The sequence below is a fragment of the Streptomyces griseochromogenes genome, from assembly GCF_001542625.1.
Lineage (GTDB): Bacteria > Actinomycetota > Actinomycetes > Streptomycetales > Streptomycetaceae > Streptomyces > Streptomyces griseochromogenes.
Genome location: NZ_CP016279.1, coordinates 3,113,362 through 3,130,452, shown reverse-complemented (window position 1 = coordinate 3,130,452; position 17,091 = coordinate 3,113,362). Strand labels below are relative to the sequence as shown.

The 17,091-nt window shown below is 69.6% G+C and carries 18 protein-coding genes and 1 pseudogene; 12 read left to right on the top strand and 7 right to left on the bottom strand.

Features of this window, described 5'->3' with window-relative positions; translation table 11 throughout:
• Window positions 1-148: 148 nt before the first annotated feature.
• Complete coding sequence (locus tag AVL59_RS56350; protein WP_372450377.1) at window positions 149-676, bottom strand: hypothetical protein; 528 nt, start codon at window positions 674-676, stop codon at window positions 149-151.
• Window positions 673-1,215: a DUF5994 family protein gene (locus AVL59_RS13325; protein ID WP_067303253.1), complete on the bottom strand. Its 543-nt coding sequence runs from the start codon at window positions 1,213-1,215 to the stop codon at window positions 673-675. Before AVL59_RS13325 ends, AVL59_RS56350 begins: the two co-directional genes overlap by 4 nt.
• A gap of 604 nt (window positions 1,216-1,819) precedes the next feature.
• Between AVL59_RS13325 and AVL59_RS13320 the strand changes: the two genes are divergently transcribed.
• From AVL59_RS13320 to AVL59_RS13300, 5 genes are all read left to right on the top strand, one after another.
• Window positions 1,820-2,242 carry a nuclear transport factor 2 family protein gene (locus AVL59_RS13320; protein WP_067303250.1) on the top strand — a complete coding sequence of 141 codons (423 nt, stop codon included), beginning with the start codon at window positions 1,820-1,822 and terminating at the stop codon, window positions 2,240-2,242.
• Window positions 2,242-3,081, top strand: coding sequence for an NmrA family NAD(P)-binding protein (locus AVL59_RS13315; RefSeq protein ID WP_067303248.1), 840 nt, complete (start codon window positions 2,242-2,244; stop codon window positions 3,079-3,081). The genes AVL59_RS13320 and AVL59_RS13315 overlap by 1 nt, the downstream gene beginning before the upstream one ends.
• Entirely contained in the window at window positions 3,078-4,289 is a 1,212-nt protein-coding gene (locus AVL59_RS13310; RefSeq protein ID WP_067303245.1) for an alpha/beta hydrolase family protein, read from the top strand. Before AVL59_RS13315 ends, AVL59_RS13310 begins: the two co-directional genes overlap by 4 nt.
• 147 nt (window positions 4,290-4,436) lie before the next feature.
• Complete coding sequence (locus AVL59_RS13305; protein ID WP_067303242.1) at window positions 4,437-5,006, top strand: TetR/AcrR family transcriptional regulator; 570 nt, start codon at window positions 4,437-4,439, stop codon at window positions 5,004-5,006.
• A gap of 316 nt (window positions 5,007-5,322) precedes the next feature.
• On the top strand, window positions 5,323-6,525 hold the full coding sequence (locus tag AVL59_RS13300; RefSeq protein WP_443732255.1) for an IS110 family RNA-guided transposase: 1,203 nt from the start codon (window positions 5,323-5,325) through the stop codon (window positions 6,523-6,525).
• Window positions 6,526-6,593: 68 nt separating this feature from the next.
• Here AVL59_RS13300 and AVL59_RS13295 read toward each other — a convergent pair whose 3' ends face one another.
• On the bottom strand, window positions 6,594-7,244 hold the full coding sequence (locus AVL59_RS13295; RefSeq protein ID WP_079146677.1) for a TetR/AcrR family transcriptional regulator: 651 nt from the start codon (window positions 7,242-7,244) through the stop codon (window positions 6,594-6,596).
• Between the two features lie 73 nt (window positions 7,245-7,317).
• Here AVL59_RS13295 and AVL59_RS13290 point away from each other — a divergent pair, with 73 nt between their 5' ends.
• Both AVL59_RS13290 and AVL59_RS13285 read left to right on the top strand, forming a co-directional pair.
• Window positions 7,318-8,091, top strand: coding sequence for a DUF2306 domain-containing protein (locus AVL59_RS13290; protein WP_067303239.1), 774 nt, complete (start codon window positions 7,318-7,320; stop codon window positions 8,089-8,091).
• A gap of 129 nt (window positions 8,092-8,220) precedes the next feature.
• Window positions 8,221-8,883, top strand: coding sequence for an MBL fold metallo-hydrolase (locus AVL59_RS13285; protein ID WP_067303236.1), 663 nt, complete (start codon window positions 8,221-8,223; stop codon window positions 8,881-8,883).
• Between the two features lie 495 nt (window positions 8,884-9,378).
• Here AVL59_RS13285 and AVL59_RS13280 read toward each other — a convergent pair whose 3' ends face one another.
• On the bottom strand, window positions 9,379-10,044 hold the full coding sequence (locus AVL59_RS13280) for a peroxiredoxin-like family protein (RefSeq protein WP_067303229.1): 666 nt from the start codon (window positions 10,042-10,044) through the stop codon (window positions 9,379-9,381).
• Window positions 10,045-10,196: 152 nt separating this feature from the next.
• On the opposite strand from AVL59_RS13280, the gene AVL59_RS13275 reads away from it, so the two are divergent.
• On the top strand, window positions 10,197-10,826 hold the full coding sequence (locus AVL59_RS13275; RefSeq protein ID WP_237281499.1) for a TetR/AcrR family transcriptional regulator: 630 nt from the start codon (window positions 10,197-10,199) through the stop codon (window positions 10,824-10,826).
• 56 nt (window positions 10,827-10,882) lie between these two features.
• Here AVL59_RS13275 and AVL59_RS54140 read toward each other — a convergent pair.
• Window positions 10,883-11,056 (bottom strand): annotated as a pseudogene (locus tag AVL59_RS54140) (IS5-like element IS4811 family transposase); the annotation flags it as partial.
• A 413-nt stretch (window positions 11,057-11,469) separates the two neighbouring features.
• Window positions 11,470-12,378, bottom strand: coding sequence for a helix-turn-helix transcriptional regulator (locus AVL59_RS13270; protein WP_067303224.1), 909 nt, complete (start codon window positions 12,376-12,378; stop codon window positions 11,470-11,472).
• Window positions 12,379-12,594: 216 nt separating this feature from the next.
• Between AVL59_RS13270 and AVL59_RS13265 the strand changes: the two genes are divergently transcribed.
• The 4 genes from AVL59_RS13265 (at window position 12,595) to AVL59_RS56345 (ending at window position 16,510) form a co-directional block, all read left to right on the top strand.
• On the top strand, window positions 12,595-13,572 hold the full coding sequence (locus tag AVL59_RS13265) for an aldo/keto reductase (protein ID WP_067303220.1): 978 nt from the start codon (window positions 12,595-12,597) through the stop codon (window positions 13,570-13,572).
• 68 nt (window positions 13,573-13,640) lie between these two features.
• Window positions 13,641-14,669 (top strand): zinc-binding dehydrogenase, encoded by a 1,029-nt coding sequence (locus tag AVL59_RS13260; RefSeq protein WP_208870366.1) that lies wholly within the window; start codon window positions 13,641-13,643, stop codon window positions 14,667-14,669.
• Window positions 14,670-14,890: 221 nt separating this feature from the next.
• Complete coding sequence (locus AVL59_RS13255; RefSeq protein WP_067303215.1) at window positions 14,891-16,111, top strand: metallophosphoesterase; 1,221 nt, start codon at window positions 14,891-14,893, stop codon at window positions 16,109-16,111.
• A 30-nt stretch (window positions 16,112-16,141) separates the two neighbouring features.
• Window positions 16,142-16,510 (top strand): hypothetical protein, encoded by a 369-nt coding sequence (locus AVL59_RS56345; protein ID WP_372450316.1) that lies wholly within the window; start codon window positions 16,142-16,144, stop codon window positions 16,508-16,510.
• Between the two features lie 87 nt (window positions 16,511-16,597).
• Here AVL59_RS56345 and AVL59_RS13250 read toward each other — a convergent pair whose 3' ends face one another.
• Entirely contained in the window at window positions 16,598-17,086 is a 489-nt protein-coding gene (locus tag AVL59_RS13250; protein ID WP_079146675.1) for a GNAT family N-acetyltransferase, read from the bottom strand.
• Window positions 17,087-17,091: the final 5 nt, after the last annotated feature.

The following is a 17,091-nucleotide window of genomic DNA, read 5'->3' as shown; positions in this document are numbered from 1 at the left end:
CTCCGGCGTATACCCGCCGGAGCCGCCCTTCCGGGTCATTGCACGTGAGCGTGCGCCGACCCGCTTTCCACGTTACGCCAAAGGGATCAATTCGGCATAAGCAATCCTTGTGGAGGTTCACTTCGGTCCGAGAAGCCGACGCGGCGGGTCAGCCACGCCCTTCCTCTTCTGTCTCCATCTGCCGGATCCCCTGGTGCGTCAGCGTGATCATCGCGGGTGTATTGCCCCTCCCCCAGTCCACGACGACCCAGCCTTCGCCCGCCAGATACATACAGGCAGCGGCCATGTCCTGCTCGGGGATGCCGAGGTCGGTGCGGAGCTTCGCCCCATCGACACCCAGGAGGCGATTGCCTTCGGCGGCTTGGTACAGAGCCTGCATGATCCTCTCGCGGTACGTCCTCCGGTCTCGCAATATCGCCATGACGCGCCTTCCTCTACCGCCCGCGGTCGGGCCGAAGTCGATGTCATCCGCGGTCGCCGTCGGGGTGGGGCGCATCGGAACGGTCGCGTCCACCGCCGACCGACGCCGCCTCCGGATCCGACGCCCGATCCCCGGCAGAGGATCGCTGTAGTGGAAGGCAGCGATCCGCGCGTCGTGCTGACCGTTGAGCCGGTGGATCAGAACGACTCCGACGGCGATCAGAAGGAGCAGCACGGCCACGGCGATGACAGTCATGGTTCTCTCACCTCCGCGGGGCGAAGGCCCTGTCGAGCCGATGGGCCAGGGGGCAGGGACGACGGACGACCTGCTCCGCCGTCGGTCTCCCACGCTTCTTCCCTGATCCGGGCATCGATCCCGTCCGCTGCTTCCTCCCGGGCCGGGGCATCGATGCCGTCGCCCGCCATCAGCTGCGCGGCGGCATCCGCACCGGTTTCCGGCGGAATCACCAGCACGTCCCGGCGACCATCGACGGAAAAGAAGGTCAGTCTGTGCGGATCCTGGGCCTGGGTGGACCAGCCCACCCGCACGGTACGCCCGGCGACGGACACCCAGTGCGGGATGACGGGCCAGTAGGCCGGGTGCACGGTGACATCTGTGATGCGGCCCCAATGTTCGACCAGTGCGGCCGTCAGGGTGGGCAGCTCACGGGTGAGGGCACGGGAACGAGGCCACCACGTGCCGTCCAGCCCGCCCGGCGCGGGCGTCAGGGACAGCCGAGCCGGCTGCGCCGGCGCGCGCCTGCTCGACGTCGTACGGTCAATGATCACGGGCATGGCGCGGACCTGTCCCCGGGCTCGTGGGTGCGGCCCGGCATTGTCGATCACCGGAAACGGCACCCGCGGCGGAGCCGGTACGCGAAGAACTCCCGGTTTCTTCACACTACTCCGCTCACCGGCCCGAAAAGCCGGGTGTGACCAGGTATTTCCCTACTTTCGGAGCCTGGGCGCCGGCGCCCGGCACCGGGTCGATCAGAGCCAGCCCTTGCGTTTGAACGTGGCATACAGCAGTGCGGACAGGACCGCGATGACGGCGGCGGAGGTGACGAATCCGGACTGGCGGCCTTGGAGCCGGATGATCACCAAGGCTGACGGTGACCGTTGCCGCCGTCCACTCCAGTCACTCGAACGGCAGTCGCGCGACGACGACCGAGTCTCGCGAGCCGCCGAACGACCGGTCGGAGTGCCGGCCGCGCTCACACTTGCAAAACGGACCGACGGTCCGTATGATCTCAACTAAGCGGACCGACGGTCCGGATTTCTCTCAAGTGGCCCGTCGCGAGGAACCTCCGCCACCGGAGGTATCACCCGGCTCGCGACGAGGGGCGACAGCCGAGGGGCCAGGAATGCCGCATCTTCGAGCGGAACGGAAGCCATGACTATGACCATGCCCATGTCACCTGCGGAGCTGTACCGCCACGGTCTGCAACTGCTGCTGGAGAAGAACATCCCCGCCTGGGTCGACCTGTGGGACGACGACGGCGTCCTGGAGTTCCCCTTCGCGCCCGAAGGCTGGCCCGAGCGACTGGAAGGCAAGACCGCCGTCGCCGACTACATGCGCCATTACCCCGATCACGTCGACGTCCACGACTTCCCCGACGTGAAGATCCACCAGACCACCGTCCCCGAGACGGTCGTGGTGGAAATGCGCGGGGTCGGCCGCCTGGTGGAGACCGGCAGGCCCTTCAACATGACCTACATCGCCGTGGTCACGGTCAAGGACGGGCGCATCACCTCCTACCGCGACTACTGGAACCCCCTCGCCGTTCAACAGCCCGGCGCCGACTTCGTAGGAGCGAACTGATGAACACCACGAGCGCCACCCTCGTCGTCGGGGCCACCGGCACCACCGGCCGCCGCGTCACCGCCGGACTGACCGCCAAGGGCTACCGCGTCAAGGCCGCGGGCCGGAGCGCCACACCGGTGGAGGGTGCGGAGCCTGTCCGCTTCGACTGGAACAAACCCTCGACCTGGGACGAGGCCCTTGACGGCGTCGACCGCGTCTACCTCATCCCGCCCATCGGCTCCTCCGACCCGGCCGCGGCCATGCTGCCCTTCCTCCGCCGGGCCCGCACGGCAGGTGTGCACCGCGCGGTGCTGCTCAGCTCATCGGCGATCCCGGCGGGCGGTCCGGCGGTGGGACAGGTCCACGAGGCGCTGCCCGGCCTGTTCGAGCAGTGGGCGGTGCTGAGGCCCTCCTGGTTCATGCAGAACTTCACCGGTTCCACCCCCCACGCGCGCAGCATCCGTGAGGACGGCGCCATCCTGACGGCCTCGGGAGACGGCCGCGTCGGGTTCATCGACGCGCAGGACATCGCCGCCGTCGCCGTATGCGCCCTGACCGACGAACAGACCCCCAACACCGACCTGATCCTCACCGGGCCGCAGACGCTGAGCTACGGCGACGTCGCCGCGATCATCAGCGAGGTCACCGGCCGGCCCGTGGTGCACCGGCACCTGACCTTTGAACAGCTGCGCGACCGCTGGGCAGCCGAGATACCGCTGGAGTTCGCCACCATGCTGGCCGGCATGGACCGAGCCATCGCCGGCGGGGCCGAGGACCGCACCTCGGACACCGTGCAGCGCCTCACCGGGCGCCCCCCGGGATCCTTCCGCGCCTTCGCGGGGAGGGAGTTGGCATGAAACAGCTGATGTTCCGTGACGACCCGGCGTTCTGGTTCGAGACCTTGCGCAACCTCGGACTGGCCGCCTACGGAGGCTCGGACGTCGGCGAGGTCATCGCCACCACCTCCCGCGTCACTCCCGGCGACTACGACGGCTGGCACGACGCCTGGCTGGCCACCGCCCAGCGCCTGGAGACCGAGGCTCGCGGAGGCCACCCCATCAGCGCGCGCGACGGACTACTGCGCGCGTCCAGCTACTACCGGGCGGCCGAGTTCTTCCTCCACGGCAACCCCGACGATCCGCGGATCGACCACGCCTACAAGCGCGGCGTCGCCTGCTTCCGCGACGCCATCACCCAACTCCCCGACGTCACACCGGTGGAGATCCCGTACGAGGACACCGTGCTGCGCGGCTACTTCTACCGGGCGACAGGCACGGGCCCGAAGCCGACGCTGGTGATGCACAACGGTTTCGACGGCGCCGCCGAGGAACTGCATTTCTTCGGCGCACTGGGCGGACAGGAACGCGGCTACAACGTCCTGACGTTCGACGGCCCCGGGCAGCCCTCGGCCATCCACCGGGACAGGCTGGCCTTCCGGCCGGACTGGGAGAACGTGGTCGGTCCCGTCCTGGACTTCCTCATCCGGGACCCGGGCGTCGATCCGGGCCGCGTCGCGCTGCTCGGCGTCAGCCTCGGCGGCTACCTCGCGCCCCGCGCGGCCGCCTACGAGCCGCGCCTGGCGGCCGTCGTGGCCCTCGACGGTGTCTTCGACGCCGTCTCCGCCCTGACCGCGCACCTCCCGGTGCCACACGAGGAAGCCGTCCGGCGCGCGGCAGCCGAGCAGGACGAGGAACTGGACCGTGTGATCGCCGACGCCCGCGCGCGGAGCCCGATCCTGCGCTGGGCCTTCGACCACGGCCGCTACGTCACGAGGACCTCGACCGACCGGGAGTTCCTCGCCGAGTACGCCCGCTACAGCTTCAAGGACGGGAGCGCCGAGAACATCACCTGCCCCGTACTGGTGTGCGAGGCGACCGACGACCTGTACTACTCCACCTCCGAGGAATCCGATCCGCGCAAGCTCTACCGGCACCTCACCGCACCGAAGACACTCCTGACGTTCACGGAGGAAGAAGGCGCCGACGCCCACTGCCACCCGGGCGCCCTCCGCCTGGCCGTAGCGCGTATCTTCGACTGGCTCGACGACACGATCCGACCCGCTTGACGCCATGCAGACCGCTCGGCTGCCGTCCCTGGGCGCGGGAAGTGCAGCCGGGCGCGAGCCACCGCACAGGTGAACCCCCGGACATCGCACATCCGTCCCGGGATCCCGGGACGGGCCGACGCCCCGTCCGAAGACCGAGGAGGACCCGTGGCCCAGCGCACAGAGCGCGCGGACGCGCTGCGCAACCGAGAAGCCGTCCTGGCTGCCGCCGACGCCCTCTTCGCCGCCAGCAGCAGCCCCCAGAGCGTGTCGATGGACGACATCGCCGCGGGCGTGGGCAAGGGCACCCTCTTCCGCCGCTTCGGCGACCGGGCCGGCCTGATCGGCGCCGTGATCGCCTCCCGTCTCGAACCCCTGCAGCGCGCCGTACAGGAAGCGCAGGACGCAGGGGGATCCTCACCACGGCAGCGCGTGCGGGCCCTCCTCGACGCCGCACTGTGCTTCAAGATCGAGAACCGGAACCTGATGTCGGCCGCGGAGCACGCCGGCCTCAGCAGCCCCTACCAGGCCGAGCACTATGACTGGTGGCACGACACCCTTCGTGCGGCACTGGATCAAGTACCCGGCGTCCACGACGCCGATTTCACCGCCCACGCACTGCTGGCCACCATCCGCGCCGATCTCGTGGCACACCTGATCGACGATCAGAAGACGGCACCCGAGGCTCTGCGGGCCTCGCTGGCGGCCTACATCGACAACGTCCTCGGCGCCGGGTAAGCGTCCCCTGAGTGGTCCGTCGGACAGCAGTCCTGTGCCGAGACGCGGCCGACGGCCCCCAGGAGTGCCGACGCCCCCCCATTACCGTCTTCGTGGCCCCGCAACGGGGTTACCGGCCTTCGGAGTTGGCATGACTGCCTCCCCTTGTCGAGTGCATGGCCTGGGGGGTGGTGTCACCAGCTCCGGAGGCACTGACAGACCGCTGATTAGGGGCATGACCACCGGCCTTTCCCCAGGTCGGGAGGCTCTTCGTAATGTGGATGTGGCGATCAGTGCCGTGGCAGGGCCGGACGAGTACGACCGGAGGACACTGCACGTGATCGACACCCGCGACATCGACGTCTACCTCGGCCTGGACGTGGGCAAGGGCGAACACCACGCCACCGCCGTCACCCCGGCCGGCAAGAAAGCCTTCGACAAGCGGCTGCCCAACAGCGAGCCCAAACTCCGTGAGGTCTTCGCGAAACTGCAGGCCAAGCACGGCACCGTCCTCGTGGTCGTCGACCAGCCGGCCACGATCGGGGCCCTGCCGCTGGCCGTCGCCCGCGACATGGGCTGCCAGGTCGCCTATCTGCCCGGCCTCACGATGCGGCGGATAGCCGACCTCTACCCCGGCGAGGCCAAGACCGACGCCCGCGACGCATTCATCATCGCGGACGCAGCCCGCGCCATGCCGCACACCTTGCGCTCGCTCGACCTGGACGACGCCACCGTCGCCGAGCTGGAGATGATCGTCGGCTTCGACGACGACCTCGCCGCCGAAGCCACCCGACTGTCCAACCGGCTCCGCGGCCTGTTCACCCAGGTCCACCCTCACCTCGAACGCGTCCTGGGCCCGCGCATGCAGCACCCCGCCGTGCTGAAACTGCTCAGCCAGTTCGGCTCCCCAGCCCAGATCCGCAAGGCCGGACGCCGAAGGCTGATCACCCTGATCCGCCCCAAGGCTCCCAGGATGACGGAACGGCTGATCGACGAGGTCTTCACCGCACTCGACGAACAGACGGTCATCGTCCCGGGCACGGACGCAGCCGCGCTGATCGTCCCCAGCCTGGCCGACTCGCTCCAAGCAGTCCTCGACCAGCGCAAACTCCTCGCTCACCGGATCGAGGAACTCCTGGAGGCCCACCCTCTTTCCCAGGTCCTGATGTCCATGCCCGGCATCGGCATCAGGACCGGAGCCCGCATCCTCATCGACGTCGGCGACGGCACCAACTTCCCGTCCGCCGCCCACTTGGCCGCCTACGCCGGCCTCGCCCCGGCAACGAGAAGCTCGGGCTCCTCGATCCGCGGCGAACAGCCCTCCCGCCGGGGAAACAAGCAGCTCAAGCGGGCTTTCTTCCTCTCCGCCTTCGCTGCCCTGGCCGACCCGACCTCCCGCACCTACTACGACAAGAAGATCGCCCAGGGAAAGCACCACACCCAAGCCCTCCTCTGCCTCGCCAGACGTCGGGCCGACGTGCTCTTCGCCATGCTCCGCGACGGCACCTTCTACCAACCCCCAACCCCGATCACCCCTTGACCAAAGTCATAGGGGCACCCCCCCCGCAGGTATGCCGTCGAAGCCTCACGGCCCTGGCGGCGGCCTGGCTACAGTCCGAAGATCGCGGACAGGGTGCTGGTGGCGAGGTCTTCCGGTGGTTCGTCCATGCCGAACCGCTGGTGGGGCTGACGCAGGCTGAGCACCGCAAGGCCGTGCAGAGTGGCCCAGAGGGACCTGGCCATCAGCTCGGGTGACGGCTTCGCGGGGACGAGTGCGGCCGCCTGGGCGTCGACGACGGCGCGCAGGAGCACCTCGAAGGAGTCGTGACCGACCGGGTCGGCACCCGGCTGGCTGCGGAACATCGTGACGAACAGGTCGGGATGCTCGTGCGCGAAACGCACGTACGCCCCGGCCAGACGCAGCAGCCGCTCGCGCGCATCAGCCGTGTCCGCCACCGCCCTCTTCAGGCTGTCGACCAGTGTGCTGTAGCCCTGCTCGGCCACTGCGGCCAGAAGCTCGTCCTTGCCGCTGAAGTGGCGGTATGGCGCGGCGGTGCTCACACCGGCTCGGCGGGCCACCTCGTTGAGACTGAACTGCTCGTGCCCTCGTTCGGCAAGGATCTCCCGGGCTCCGTCGATCAGTGCCTGCCGCAAAGCGCCGTGGTGGTACGTCGCGCGTGTCACCTGCTTCTTTTCCTTACCGGCCGCGTCGGCCACCCGCACATCGGAGGTGGCTCGGGCATCTGGAGCGGATTTCATGTTACCGATTCTAACATTGCTGCTATGTTAGAGGCATTCACATTGGAGTGGCACGAGGACACGAGGAGTTCGGATGACTTCCATCGCACCCCCCGCACCCGCCAAAGGGCGCTCCCGGCCAGGGGGTTCACCGTGGAGCTGGGCCTGGGTGGCCCTCTCCTCGCTGGCGATCACCGGCTACTTCGTGGGCCAGTACGCCCAGGGCACTCTCGACTCCCTGGCGCACGAGCACGTCGGGCTGGCGGCCGACTACGCGTCCCGGGCGCTGCCGATCCGCGCGGCCTTCTACGCCCACATCGTCTTCGCAGGACTGTCCCTGGCCCTGGGCCCCTGGCAGTTCTCCAAGCGGCTGCGCAACCGCAGCCCGCGAGTCCACCGTGCCATCGGCCAGGCGTACCTGGTCAGCGTTGCGATCGGCTCGGTCTCCGGGTTCGTGATGTCGATGTTCAGCTCGGTGGGCCTGCTGGGCTTCTTCGGCTTCGGCTCACTGTCGGTGCTGTGGGGATGGACGGCCTGGCGCGGCTACAAGGCCATCCGCGAGCGTGACATCCGCAGTCATCAGGCCTGGATGCTCCGCAACTTCGCGCTCACCTACGCGGCGGTCACCCTGCGGTCATGGTTCGGAGTGCTGATCCTCGCCCAGGTGCCCTTCACACACGGCGCAGACCCCTTCGACGCCATCCTGACGCAGGCCTACGCCCCCCTGCCTTTCCTGTGCTGGCTTCCCAACATCGTCATGGCCGAGTTCATGATCCGTCGCCGCGGCCTGCCGGCGCTGCACATCACGACGCCCCCCTCGACCCGACACCGCGAACCGTCTGCGCAGGCCGCAGCCAACGGTGGATGACCTGACGCACGACCGCCGGCCGGCGAGCCCACTGCTGTCGGCCAGCCCCGGCAAGCATCACCCCGAACCACACTCGGACCAGCCCACACGCCCTCGCACTCCGACAGCATCACCTCTCCCGGAGAAGCCATGACCGTCTACACCGTCAAGAACGTCGCCTCGTCCGCCTTTCTCGTCACCGACGAGAAAGGCGCCATGATCGTGGACACCGGCGTCGCCGGGCGAGCCCCCGCGATGCTCGAGCAGATCGCCGACGCGAGCCTGCGCCCCGCAGACATCCGACTCGTCGTGCTCACCCACCACCACGCCGACCACAGCGGTTCAGCGCTGGACCTGCGCGAGGCCACCGGGGCGCCCATCGCCATCCACCGCGACGACGCGGACCAGCTCCGACGCGGCGGGCGGGTCGACCTGCAACCCACCAGCCTGTTGCCCCGGCTCATGAAGGCCATGCTCGCCAAGGCCGAAATCCCGGCGATCGAACCCGACATCATCCTCGACGACGAAGAGAACCTGACCCGGTTCGGAGGAATCGGCCGGTCCTTCGTGACCCCCGGCCACACCCCCGGATCCGTCTGCATCCTCCTCCCCGACAACAGCATCCTGGCCGGCGACGCCCTCTCCGGCGGCCTCATGCGAGCCCGGATCGCACGCAAGCCCATGTTCGCCACGGACCTGGACGCCGCCGTCCGCAGCATGCGTGCCGTCGCCGACCACGCGCCGACCGCGGTGTACGTCGGCCACGGCGGCCCCCTGGCGGCTCCGTCCGTCGCGGCACTCAGGACCCTGTGAAACCACCCCGCCCTCGACGACTCCTGTGCGTACCGCCCGACTCCCCGGAAGCCGACCGGGGAGTCGGGGCCCCACAAGCGTCGCCGCTGTGCGGCCGTCGGCTCACCGCTCCAACGGACGTGACCTTTCGGTCGACGGCGGAAGGGGTGCTTGTTACTGGCAGACGCAGTAGGGACGGTTCGCATCAGGCCCCTAATCCGTAGTGAAGGTGGCTCCAGAGGGCCGCAGCTGGGCTTCTGGGCTGTCTGTGTGACGGACGCCTGTAAGGCCCCGGGCCCATGAGGCCTCGCGATAGAGCGGCGCCCTCACGGTGGTGGGTTTCACGGGGCATGCGGACGCCGGGCAGACGCCTGGGAATCTCCCCGGCCGTGAGGCCTCACGAGAGAGCGGCGCGGTTCCGGCGTCTCCACGTCCCGTGAAAGGGCGTCTGCCCCGACGGCGCGAGGCCGTCACCGATACAGGGAGACCCTGGGGGCACAGCTGGGTGTTCGTTTCCTACTGGGCCGCGTCAAGGGCTGCGAGGATGGCGGCGGGCTCGCTGCGAGCGGTGTAGTCGGGGTGGATGTCGATCCAACGCACCGTGTGGTTGGCGTCGGTGATGACGACGGTGGGCATCGGCACCGTGTGGGTGCCGTCGGCGTTCTCGCTGGTGAGATCCAGGCCGACCTTGGCCTGGGCCTCTCGTGCTCCCGCGGTCGGAGCGGTGAGGATTCCGAGCGCCCCGGCAAGGGCATTGCCCGGATCGGAAAGAACCGGGAACTCCAGCGCGTGCTTCTGCTGCATGGTCAGCGAGCCGTCCGGCCTTTGCGGGCTGACGGCCACCAGGGCCGCGCCCCGCTCGGCCAGAGCCGGGAGCAGCTGGTCCTGGTAGGTCTTCAACGCGATGTTGCAGTAGGGGCACCAGGCGCCTCGATAGAAGACGATCACTGCCGGACGGCCGCCGGTCACGGTGTGAAGTGAGACCAGTGATCCCTCTGCGGTGATCAGTTCCACGTCGGGCAACCTGGTGCCGGGGGCTGCGGCGGTGGCGGGCACTCCTGCCGTGTTCAGCTCAGCCTGTTCGGCCTCGAAGACCGCCAGAACCTCCACCGGCGCCTGCCCGGCCATGGCGGTCTTGAGCCGGGTGACCTGGTCGGCGATCGAGCCAGTCTGCGTGGTCATGAAGTTTCTCCTGGTATCGGGCCGCTTGCGCGCTCCCGCTGGACGATCAGTGGCGGCAGCGGCAGCGGCTTCCAGTTTTTTGGCCTGACCAAGCCAATCCTTGCTCTCCCAAAAATGGCCTGTCAAGGCCAGAACGGTTTACTCTTCCGTACATGACGCAACGCCCATTGATGTCGGAGGACGAGGCCCGGTTGACAGCCAAGGGCCGGGCGACACGCGCCCGGATCGTGCAGGCCGCCGCCGATTTGATGTTCGAGCGCGGCGTCGCCGGCACCAGCACCGAGGACGTCCGGGAGAGTGCCGGGGTCAGCAACTCGCAGCTCTACCACTACTTCAACGACAAGAACAGGCTGGTCCGCGCGGTCATCGTGCACCAGACGCAACAGGTTCTCGACGCCCAGCAGCCTCTCCTCGGCCGGCTCGACTCCTTCGGCGCCCTGGAGGCATGGCGGGACCTGCTGATCGATCTGCAGCAGCAGCGCGACTGCCGGGGAGGCTGCCCGATCGGTTCACTGGCCGGCGAGCTCGCCGACGCCGACGAAGAGGCCCGAAAGCTCCTCGTCACCGGATTCGCTCGCTGGGAGAGCGCCATCCGCGACGGCCTGGCCTCCATGCGCGACCGCGGCGAGCTCCGTCCCGACGCCGACCCCGATCAGCTCGCGCTGGTCGCCCTCACTGCCCTCCAGGGCGGTCTGCTCCTCACCGAGACCCGTCGCGACGTCGCCCCGCTCCGTGCCGGCCTCAACGCCGCCATCGCCTACATCCGAAGCCACGCCGCCTAGAAGGCCGATGAAGATCTTGGGGTCGGGCGGTGCGGGATCCGCCAAGTTCTGGTTGCTCGGCCGGGCTTGGGGCCGCGGGAGTCGCGGCCGACGGTCTCGGCGGCCTTGACCGACTGGGAGTCGATGGCGGTGGCGACCGCTCCGGGGGCCTTGCTCATGTCGCGGCAGATCCGTTTGCGGAGCCGGCAACGGATCCGTCCGACGACACCGGTAGCGGTCCAGCGGGCCAGTGGAGTAGGCCGCCGGCGAGGTACTCCTGGCGCGCGTCCTTTTCCGACGGCCCCTTCCCGAACGGTGCGGGCCGGTTTCCCGGCACACCGCTCTCCAGTGATCCTTTCCGGGTGGATGAGGTCGCCCGGCCAGCGTGGATGTCCTCGTGGCAGCCGCGGCAGACCACGAGGGTCTTACGCCACAGTAGGTCAGGCGCCGGTGATGTGTCTGAAGCCGCTCTGACCCACCCGGGCGGCGCCCACACGTCCGGCCCAGGGCGCGCCACTCCACCCAGGCCGCGCTCGCCTCGTCCTCGGGCTCGACATCCATCTGCGTTGTCTCAGCGACATGGCATTTCCTCACGGTGCATGTGAGGGCGGCGGTCATGAGGCGGATGCCGTGGGTGCACCTTCGTGGCGGAGGTACGTCGGGCTTATGGCTGCTGACCTGTGACTTTCGGGGTGGGCGCGGGGCGTTGCGCCGATCGCGGTGCGGTCATGTCGAGCAGGAGAAGGGCGTCGTGGTCGGGGGTTCCGGGTTCGGCGGTGTAGACGCCGATGCGTTGGCCCGGGGTGCCTTCTACGTGCAGTGACTGCGAGGTGAGTGTGAGCTTTCCAACCAGGGGGTGCTGGAAGGTTTTGTATGCGGGTTTGCGCCCGGTCACTTCGTAACGTTCCCACAGGCCGGCGAAGTCGGGGCTTTTGAGGAGGAGTTCGCCGACGAGGTTGGTCAGGTCGGGTGCGTCGGGGGCGGTTCCTGCGATGGCGCGCAGGCGTGCGACGCAGGCGGTGATCTGCCGGTCCCAGTCGGTGAACAGATCCCGGGCTGCGGGGTGCAGGAAGAGGTAGCGAGCCAGGTTGCGGTGCTTGACCGGCCAGTCATCCAGGCCCGTGTACAGGGCGAGGCCGCCGGGGTTACAGGCCAGCATGTCCATGCTGCGGCTGATGACGTAGGCCGGGTTCGGGCGCAGTGATTCGAGCAGCAGCTTGAGGTGGGGGCGTACGGTGCGGCTGGGGACGGGCGGGGGTTCGGGGGCGTAGCGGGCTGCTCGGGCGGCGAGCTCGCGCAGGTGCTGGTGCTCCTGGTCGTCCATGCGCAGGGCGCGGGCGAGCGAGTCGAGGACGGCGGGGCTGGGGCGGGTCTCCTTGCCGCGTTCCAGGCGCACGTAGTAGTCGATGCTGATGCCGGCGAGGGTGGCCAGCTCCTCGCGGCGCAGCCCGGGGGTGCGACGGATACCGGCGCCGACGGTGAGGCCGACGTGTTCGGGGCTGGTCTGGGTGCGGCGGGCGCGCAGGTAGCGGCCCAGCTCGGCGCCCTCGCTGTTCGCGCTCTCGGATGCCATGACTCCAGTCTCGCCCGCTGGGCACCCGCTGCGCGGGTCAGTGGGGGGCCCTGTCATTACCCCCGAAGAGCCCGCCCTGCCACACCGGCGCCATCCGGGCGAAGGTGAATGAGCAACATGCCGACACCCGGCCGCCGCCCGAACCACAGCAGGCACGACCTGCGGGGTCGGGCGAGCGGGAGGGGCCGGGCAACGACACGAACCGGAGAGGGCGAGATGCGGTACATCAAGCTGCGTGACCTGGAGGTTTCCCGGATCGGCCTGGGCGCAATGGGGATGTCCCACGGCTACACCGGTTCCGGCACCGACGAGGCGGAGTCGATCAGGACCGTGCACCGGGCGCTGGAGCTGGGCGTCACGCTCATCGACACCGCCGAGATCTACGGCCCCTACGCCAACGAGGAACTGCTCGGACGGGCCTTGAAGGGACGCCGGGACCAGGTGGTGCTGGCCACGAAGTTCGGCCTGGTCTCCCACGGTGGTGACGGCGCCTGGAACCTGGACTCCAGCCCGGCCAACATCCGCACCGCCGTCGAAGGCTCCCTGAAGCGGCTCGGCACCGACCACATCGACCTGTACTACCAGCACCGAGTGGACCCGAACACGCCGATCGAGGAGACCGCCGGCGCGGTCGCGGAGCTGATCGCCGAGGGCAAGGTGCGCGCGTTCGGTCTCTCGGAGGCCGGGCCGGACACGATCCGCCGCGCCCACGCCGTCCAGCCGGTCACCGCGGTGCAGTCGGAGTACTCGCTGTGGACGCGCGGGATCGAGGAGCGCGTCCTGCCCGTCCTGCGGGAGCTGAACATCGGCCTGGTGCCGTTCTCCCCGCTGGGGCGCGGCTTCCTGACGGGCACCGTGCGTTCCACCGATCAGTTTGACGCCTCCGACTTCCGGCGCGACAACCCGCGCTTCACGGGCGAGAACTTCCAGAGCAACCTGGCGATCGCCGACGAGGTGCAGGCCGTGGCCGCCGAAGTCGGCGCCACGCCCGCGCAGGTGGCCCTGGCCTGGCTGCTCGCCCAGGGCGACGACATCGCCCCGATCCCCGGCACCAAGCGGGTCAGCCGCGTCGAGGAGAACACCGCCGCCGACGCCATCACGCTGACGAGCGAGCAGCTCGACAAGCTCAGCAGCCTGCCGCCCGCCGCAGGAAACACCCACACCGAAGCCCAGGCACAGATGCTCGAACGCTGACCTCACCCCCGCCGGCGCTAGGCACGGCAGCCCCCCATTTGCAGCCCCCCATTTGGAGTAGCACCCCTATGCGTGCAGCAGTGATGTACGGAGCCGGAGACATCCACGTCGAGGACCGGCCCGACCCGAAGATCGTGAAGACGACCGACGCCGTGGTGCGCACGTTGGCCACGTGCGTGTGCGGCAGCGACCTGTGGCCCTACCAGTCGATGCCCGCCACTGACACCGGCCGCCCCATGGGTCATGAGTTCCTCGGCGTCGTAGAGGAGACCGGCGCCGACGTGACCGGCCTGAAGACGGGCGACCTGGTCGTCGCCCCGTTCACCTACAGCGACAACACGTGCGACTACTGCGCCAAGGGCCTGCACATCTCGTGCCGCAACGGCGGCCGGTACGGATTCGACGGCGTCGACGGCGGGCAGGGCGAAGCCGTCCGCGTCCCGCATGCGGACGGCACCCTGGTGAAGCTGCCGGTGGCCGCCGACTCCGCGCTCCTCCCGTCGCTGCTGGCCCTGTCGGACGTGATGACCACCGGCCACCACGGCGCGGTCACCGCCGGCGTCAGCCACGGGGATGCGGTGCTGGTCATCGGGGACGGTGCGGTCGGCCTGTGCGCGGTGATCGCCGCCAAGCGGCTCGGCGCCGAGCGAATCGTGCTCGCGGGCCGCCACGAGGCGCGCACTGGCCTGGGCCGCGAGTTCGGCGCCACCGACATCGTCGCCGAACGCGGAGAGGAAGGCATCGCCCGCATCCGTGAGCTGACCGGCGGCGTGGACAAGGTGATCGAGGCCGTCGGCACCCGCCAGGCTCTGGACACCGCCCTGGGCGCGGCCCTGGACGGCGGCACGATCAGCCGCCTGGGCGTCCCGCAGTACGAGCAGGGGCCGATCGGGCCGGCCGCGTTCATGCGCAACATCACCCTGACCGGTGGCGCCAGCCCCGCCCGCGCCTACATCGAGCAACTGCTGCCCGACGTCCTGGACGGCGCCATCACCCCCGGCCGGGTCTTCGACCGCACCTTCACGCTCGGCCAGACGCCGGTCGCCTACCGGGCCATGGCCGACCGCCAGGTCCTCAAGGCCCTCATCCGCCCCTGACCCATTCCCGCCCCACCCCGAGCCGCACAGCGAAGGACCTCCGCTCGTGCAGTACGTGACCGGTCAGGAACAGAGTCACCAACCGCGTGAGCCGGGGGCGAACTCGGAGGCCACCTCGCCACATGGGGCTGCCCACCATGAGCACCCCGCCCGTCCGACCGGCCCGGGACGGCCGGATACAGTGCGCGCGACGGCAGCCTGGTTGTTCAAGGAGGGGAAGCGTGACCGACACCAGCGAAACCCGATCCGCCGACAGTGCAGCGCACGCGACTCAGCAGAGCCGACTGCACCGCCTGATGCGCTACCTCCCCCTGATCGCCCCCGTCCTGCTGTGGACCGTGCCCGGCTGGCTGCTGCTGCACACCGGCCAGCACTGGCCGCTCCCTGTCACGCTCGCCGGCACCGCCGTGTTCGCCCTCGGCCTGATCGGTATGCCGCTCGCGATGGTGCGCGGCCACGGCCGACGCCAGCAGGACTGGGCGGCGATCGTCGGAGACACCCTGCTGGGCACCAGCTGGATCCTGTTCACCTGGTCCGTCGTGCTCGGCGTCCCGCTGCGGCTCGCCCTGACCGTGACCGGCGTCGGCGACGCCCAGGACCGGGCCCGGATCGTCACCTGGGTGGTCCTCGGCGCAGCCACCGTGCTGCTCACCTGGGGGTACGCCGAGGCCCGCCGGGTACCACGGGTACGCCGCCTGGACGTGCAACTTCCGCGCCTGGGGGCCGGGTTGGACGGCACGCGCGTCGTCCTCATCACCGACACCCACTACGGCCCGCTCGACCGCGCCCGCTGGTCGGCGCGGGTCTGCGAGACGGTCAACACGCTGGAGGCCGACCTGGTCTGCCACACCGGCGACATCGCGGACGGCACGGCCGAACGCCGCCGTGCCCAGGCCGCCCCACTCGGCACCGTGCAGGCCACCCGGGCCCGGGTCTACGTCACCGGCAACCACGAGTACTACAGCGAGGCCCAGGGCTGGGTCGACCTGATGGACGAGCTGGGCTGGGAGCCGCTGCGCAACCGCCATCTGCTGCTCGAACGCGGTGGCGACACCCTCGTGGTCGCCGGCGTGGATGACGTCACGGCCGAGTCCTCCGGCCTCGCCGGCCACGGCGCCCACCTCGCCGGAGCCCTGCACGGCGCCGACCCCGACCACCCCGTCCTGCTCCTGGCCCACCAGCCCAAGTTCGTCGACCGGGCGGCAGCCGGCGGCGTCGACCTCCAGCTCTCCGGCCACACCCACGGCGGCCAGATCTGGCCCTTCCACCACCTGGTCCGCATCGACCAGCCCGCCCTCGCCGGCCTCAGCCGCCACGGCACCCGCACCCTCCTCTACACCAGCCGTGGCACCGGCTTCTGGGGCCCGCCCTTCCGCGTCTTCGCCCCGAGCGAGATCACCCTGCTCGTACTCCGCTCCCCGCAGCGGCCCCCCACGCCGTAGCGCTGGGCGGGCCGGCGGTTCCGCCTGGAGATGCCGCAGTGCGCCGGCGCCCCGAAGAAGGGCTACGCATCCTGCAACGCCCTGCGCGTCACCAGCGGCACCACCGCCTTCCAGGAAGAGCGGGCGGCGAGGAAGGGCATCGCACCCCAGACCGTCCGGCCGAACGCGGCCGCGGACTCCTCCACCGGCTGCGGCCCCAGCGACCTGCAGTCGGCCTACGGCCTGACCTCCGCCGATCCGCTCCACCGCGGGCCGCACCGACGCCGGCCGGCCAAGCTCCACGGGGCAAGGGCTGTGACGACTTCCACTTGCGCTGATGGCTGCAATGGCAAGGCATCACCCCCTACAGCGCTGACGGTGGACTGTGGCCACTTCGTCTCGCAGATCAGGGTTGTGTGAAACTACATATTCGACGCGGCCGACCTCGATCGTGCATGCCGGCCACCATGCAGGCGAAGCCGGTGCCCCGCCAACCGGCACACCGCGTCATTCCGAAGGAATGCGAAACTCGAATTCGGGACGGTCCCACGGCACGGCGGGCGGGTTCGCGAGCGCGGTCCCGGTCCGCACCGCACCAACGCGGTGGTAGAAGTCCTCGGCGGGAAGATGCGACACGACCTTGACACGGTCGAGCCCGGCTGCACGGGCCTCGGACTGCATGTGCGCGACAAGCAGCCGTCCAATACCCCGTCCTTGCGCTTCGTCGGCGACGAACAGCAGGTCGAGCTCCGGTGGAGCGAGGACGAGCGAGTAGAACCCGATGACCCGGCCTCCATGCTCGTCGGCGCCGACGGCTACGAAGGCGCGGTGGGCTTCGATGTAATCAGGACCGACCCGGTAGCCCGCCACTGCGGATGCGTACTTACCCGCGTAGGCGCCTGAGCCACGCACGAGCCGCGTGAGCCGTTTGGCATCCCGCGCGACTGCCCTCCGTATCGTGATCGGCTGGCTGATCGGAGAAGTGCGTGAACTCATCGGGA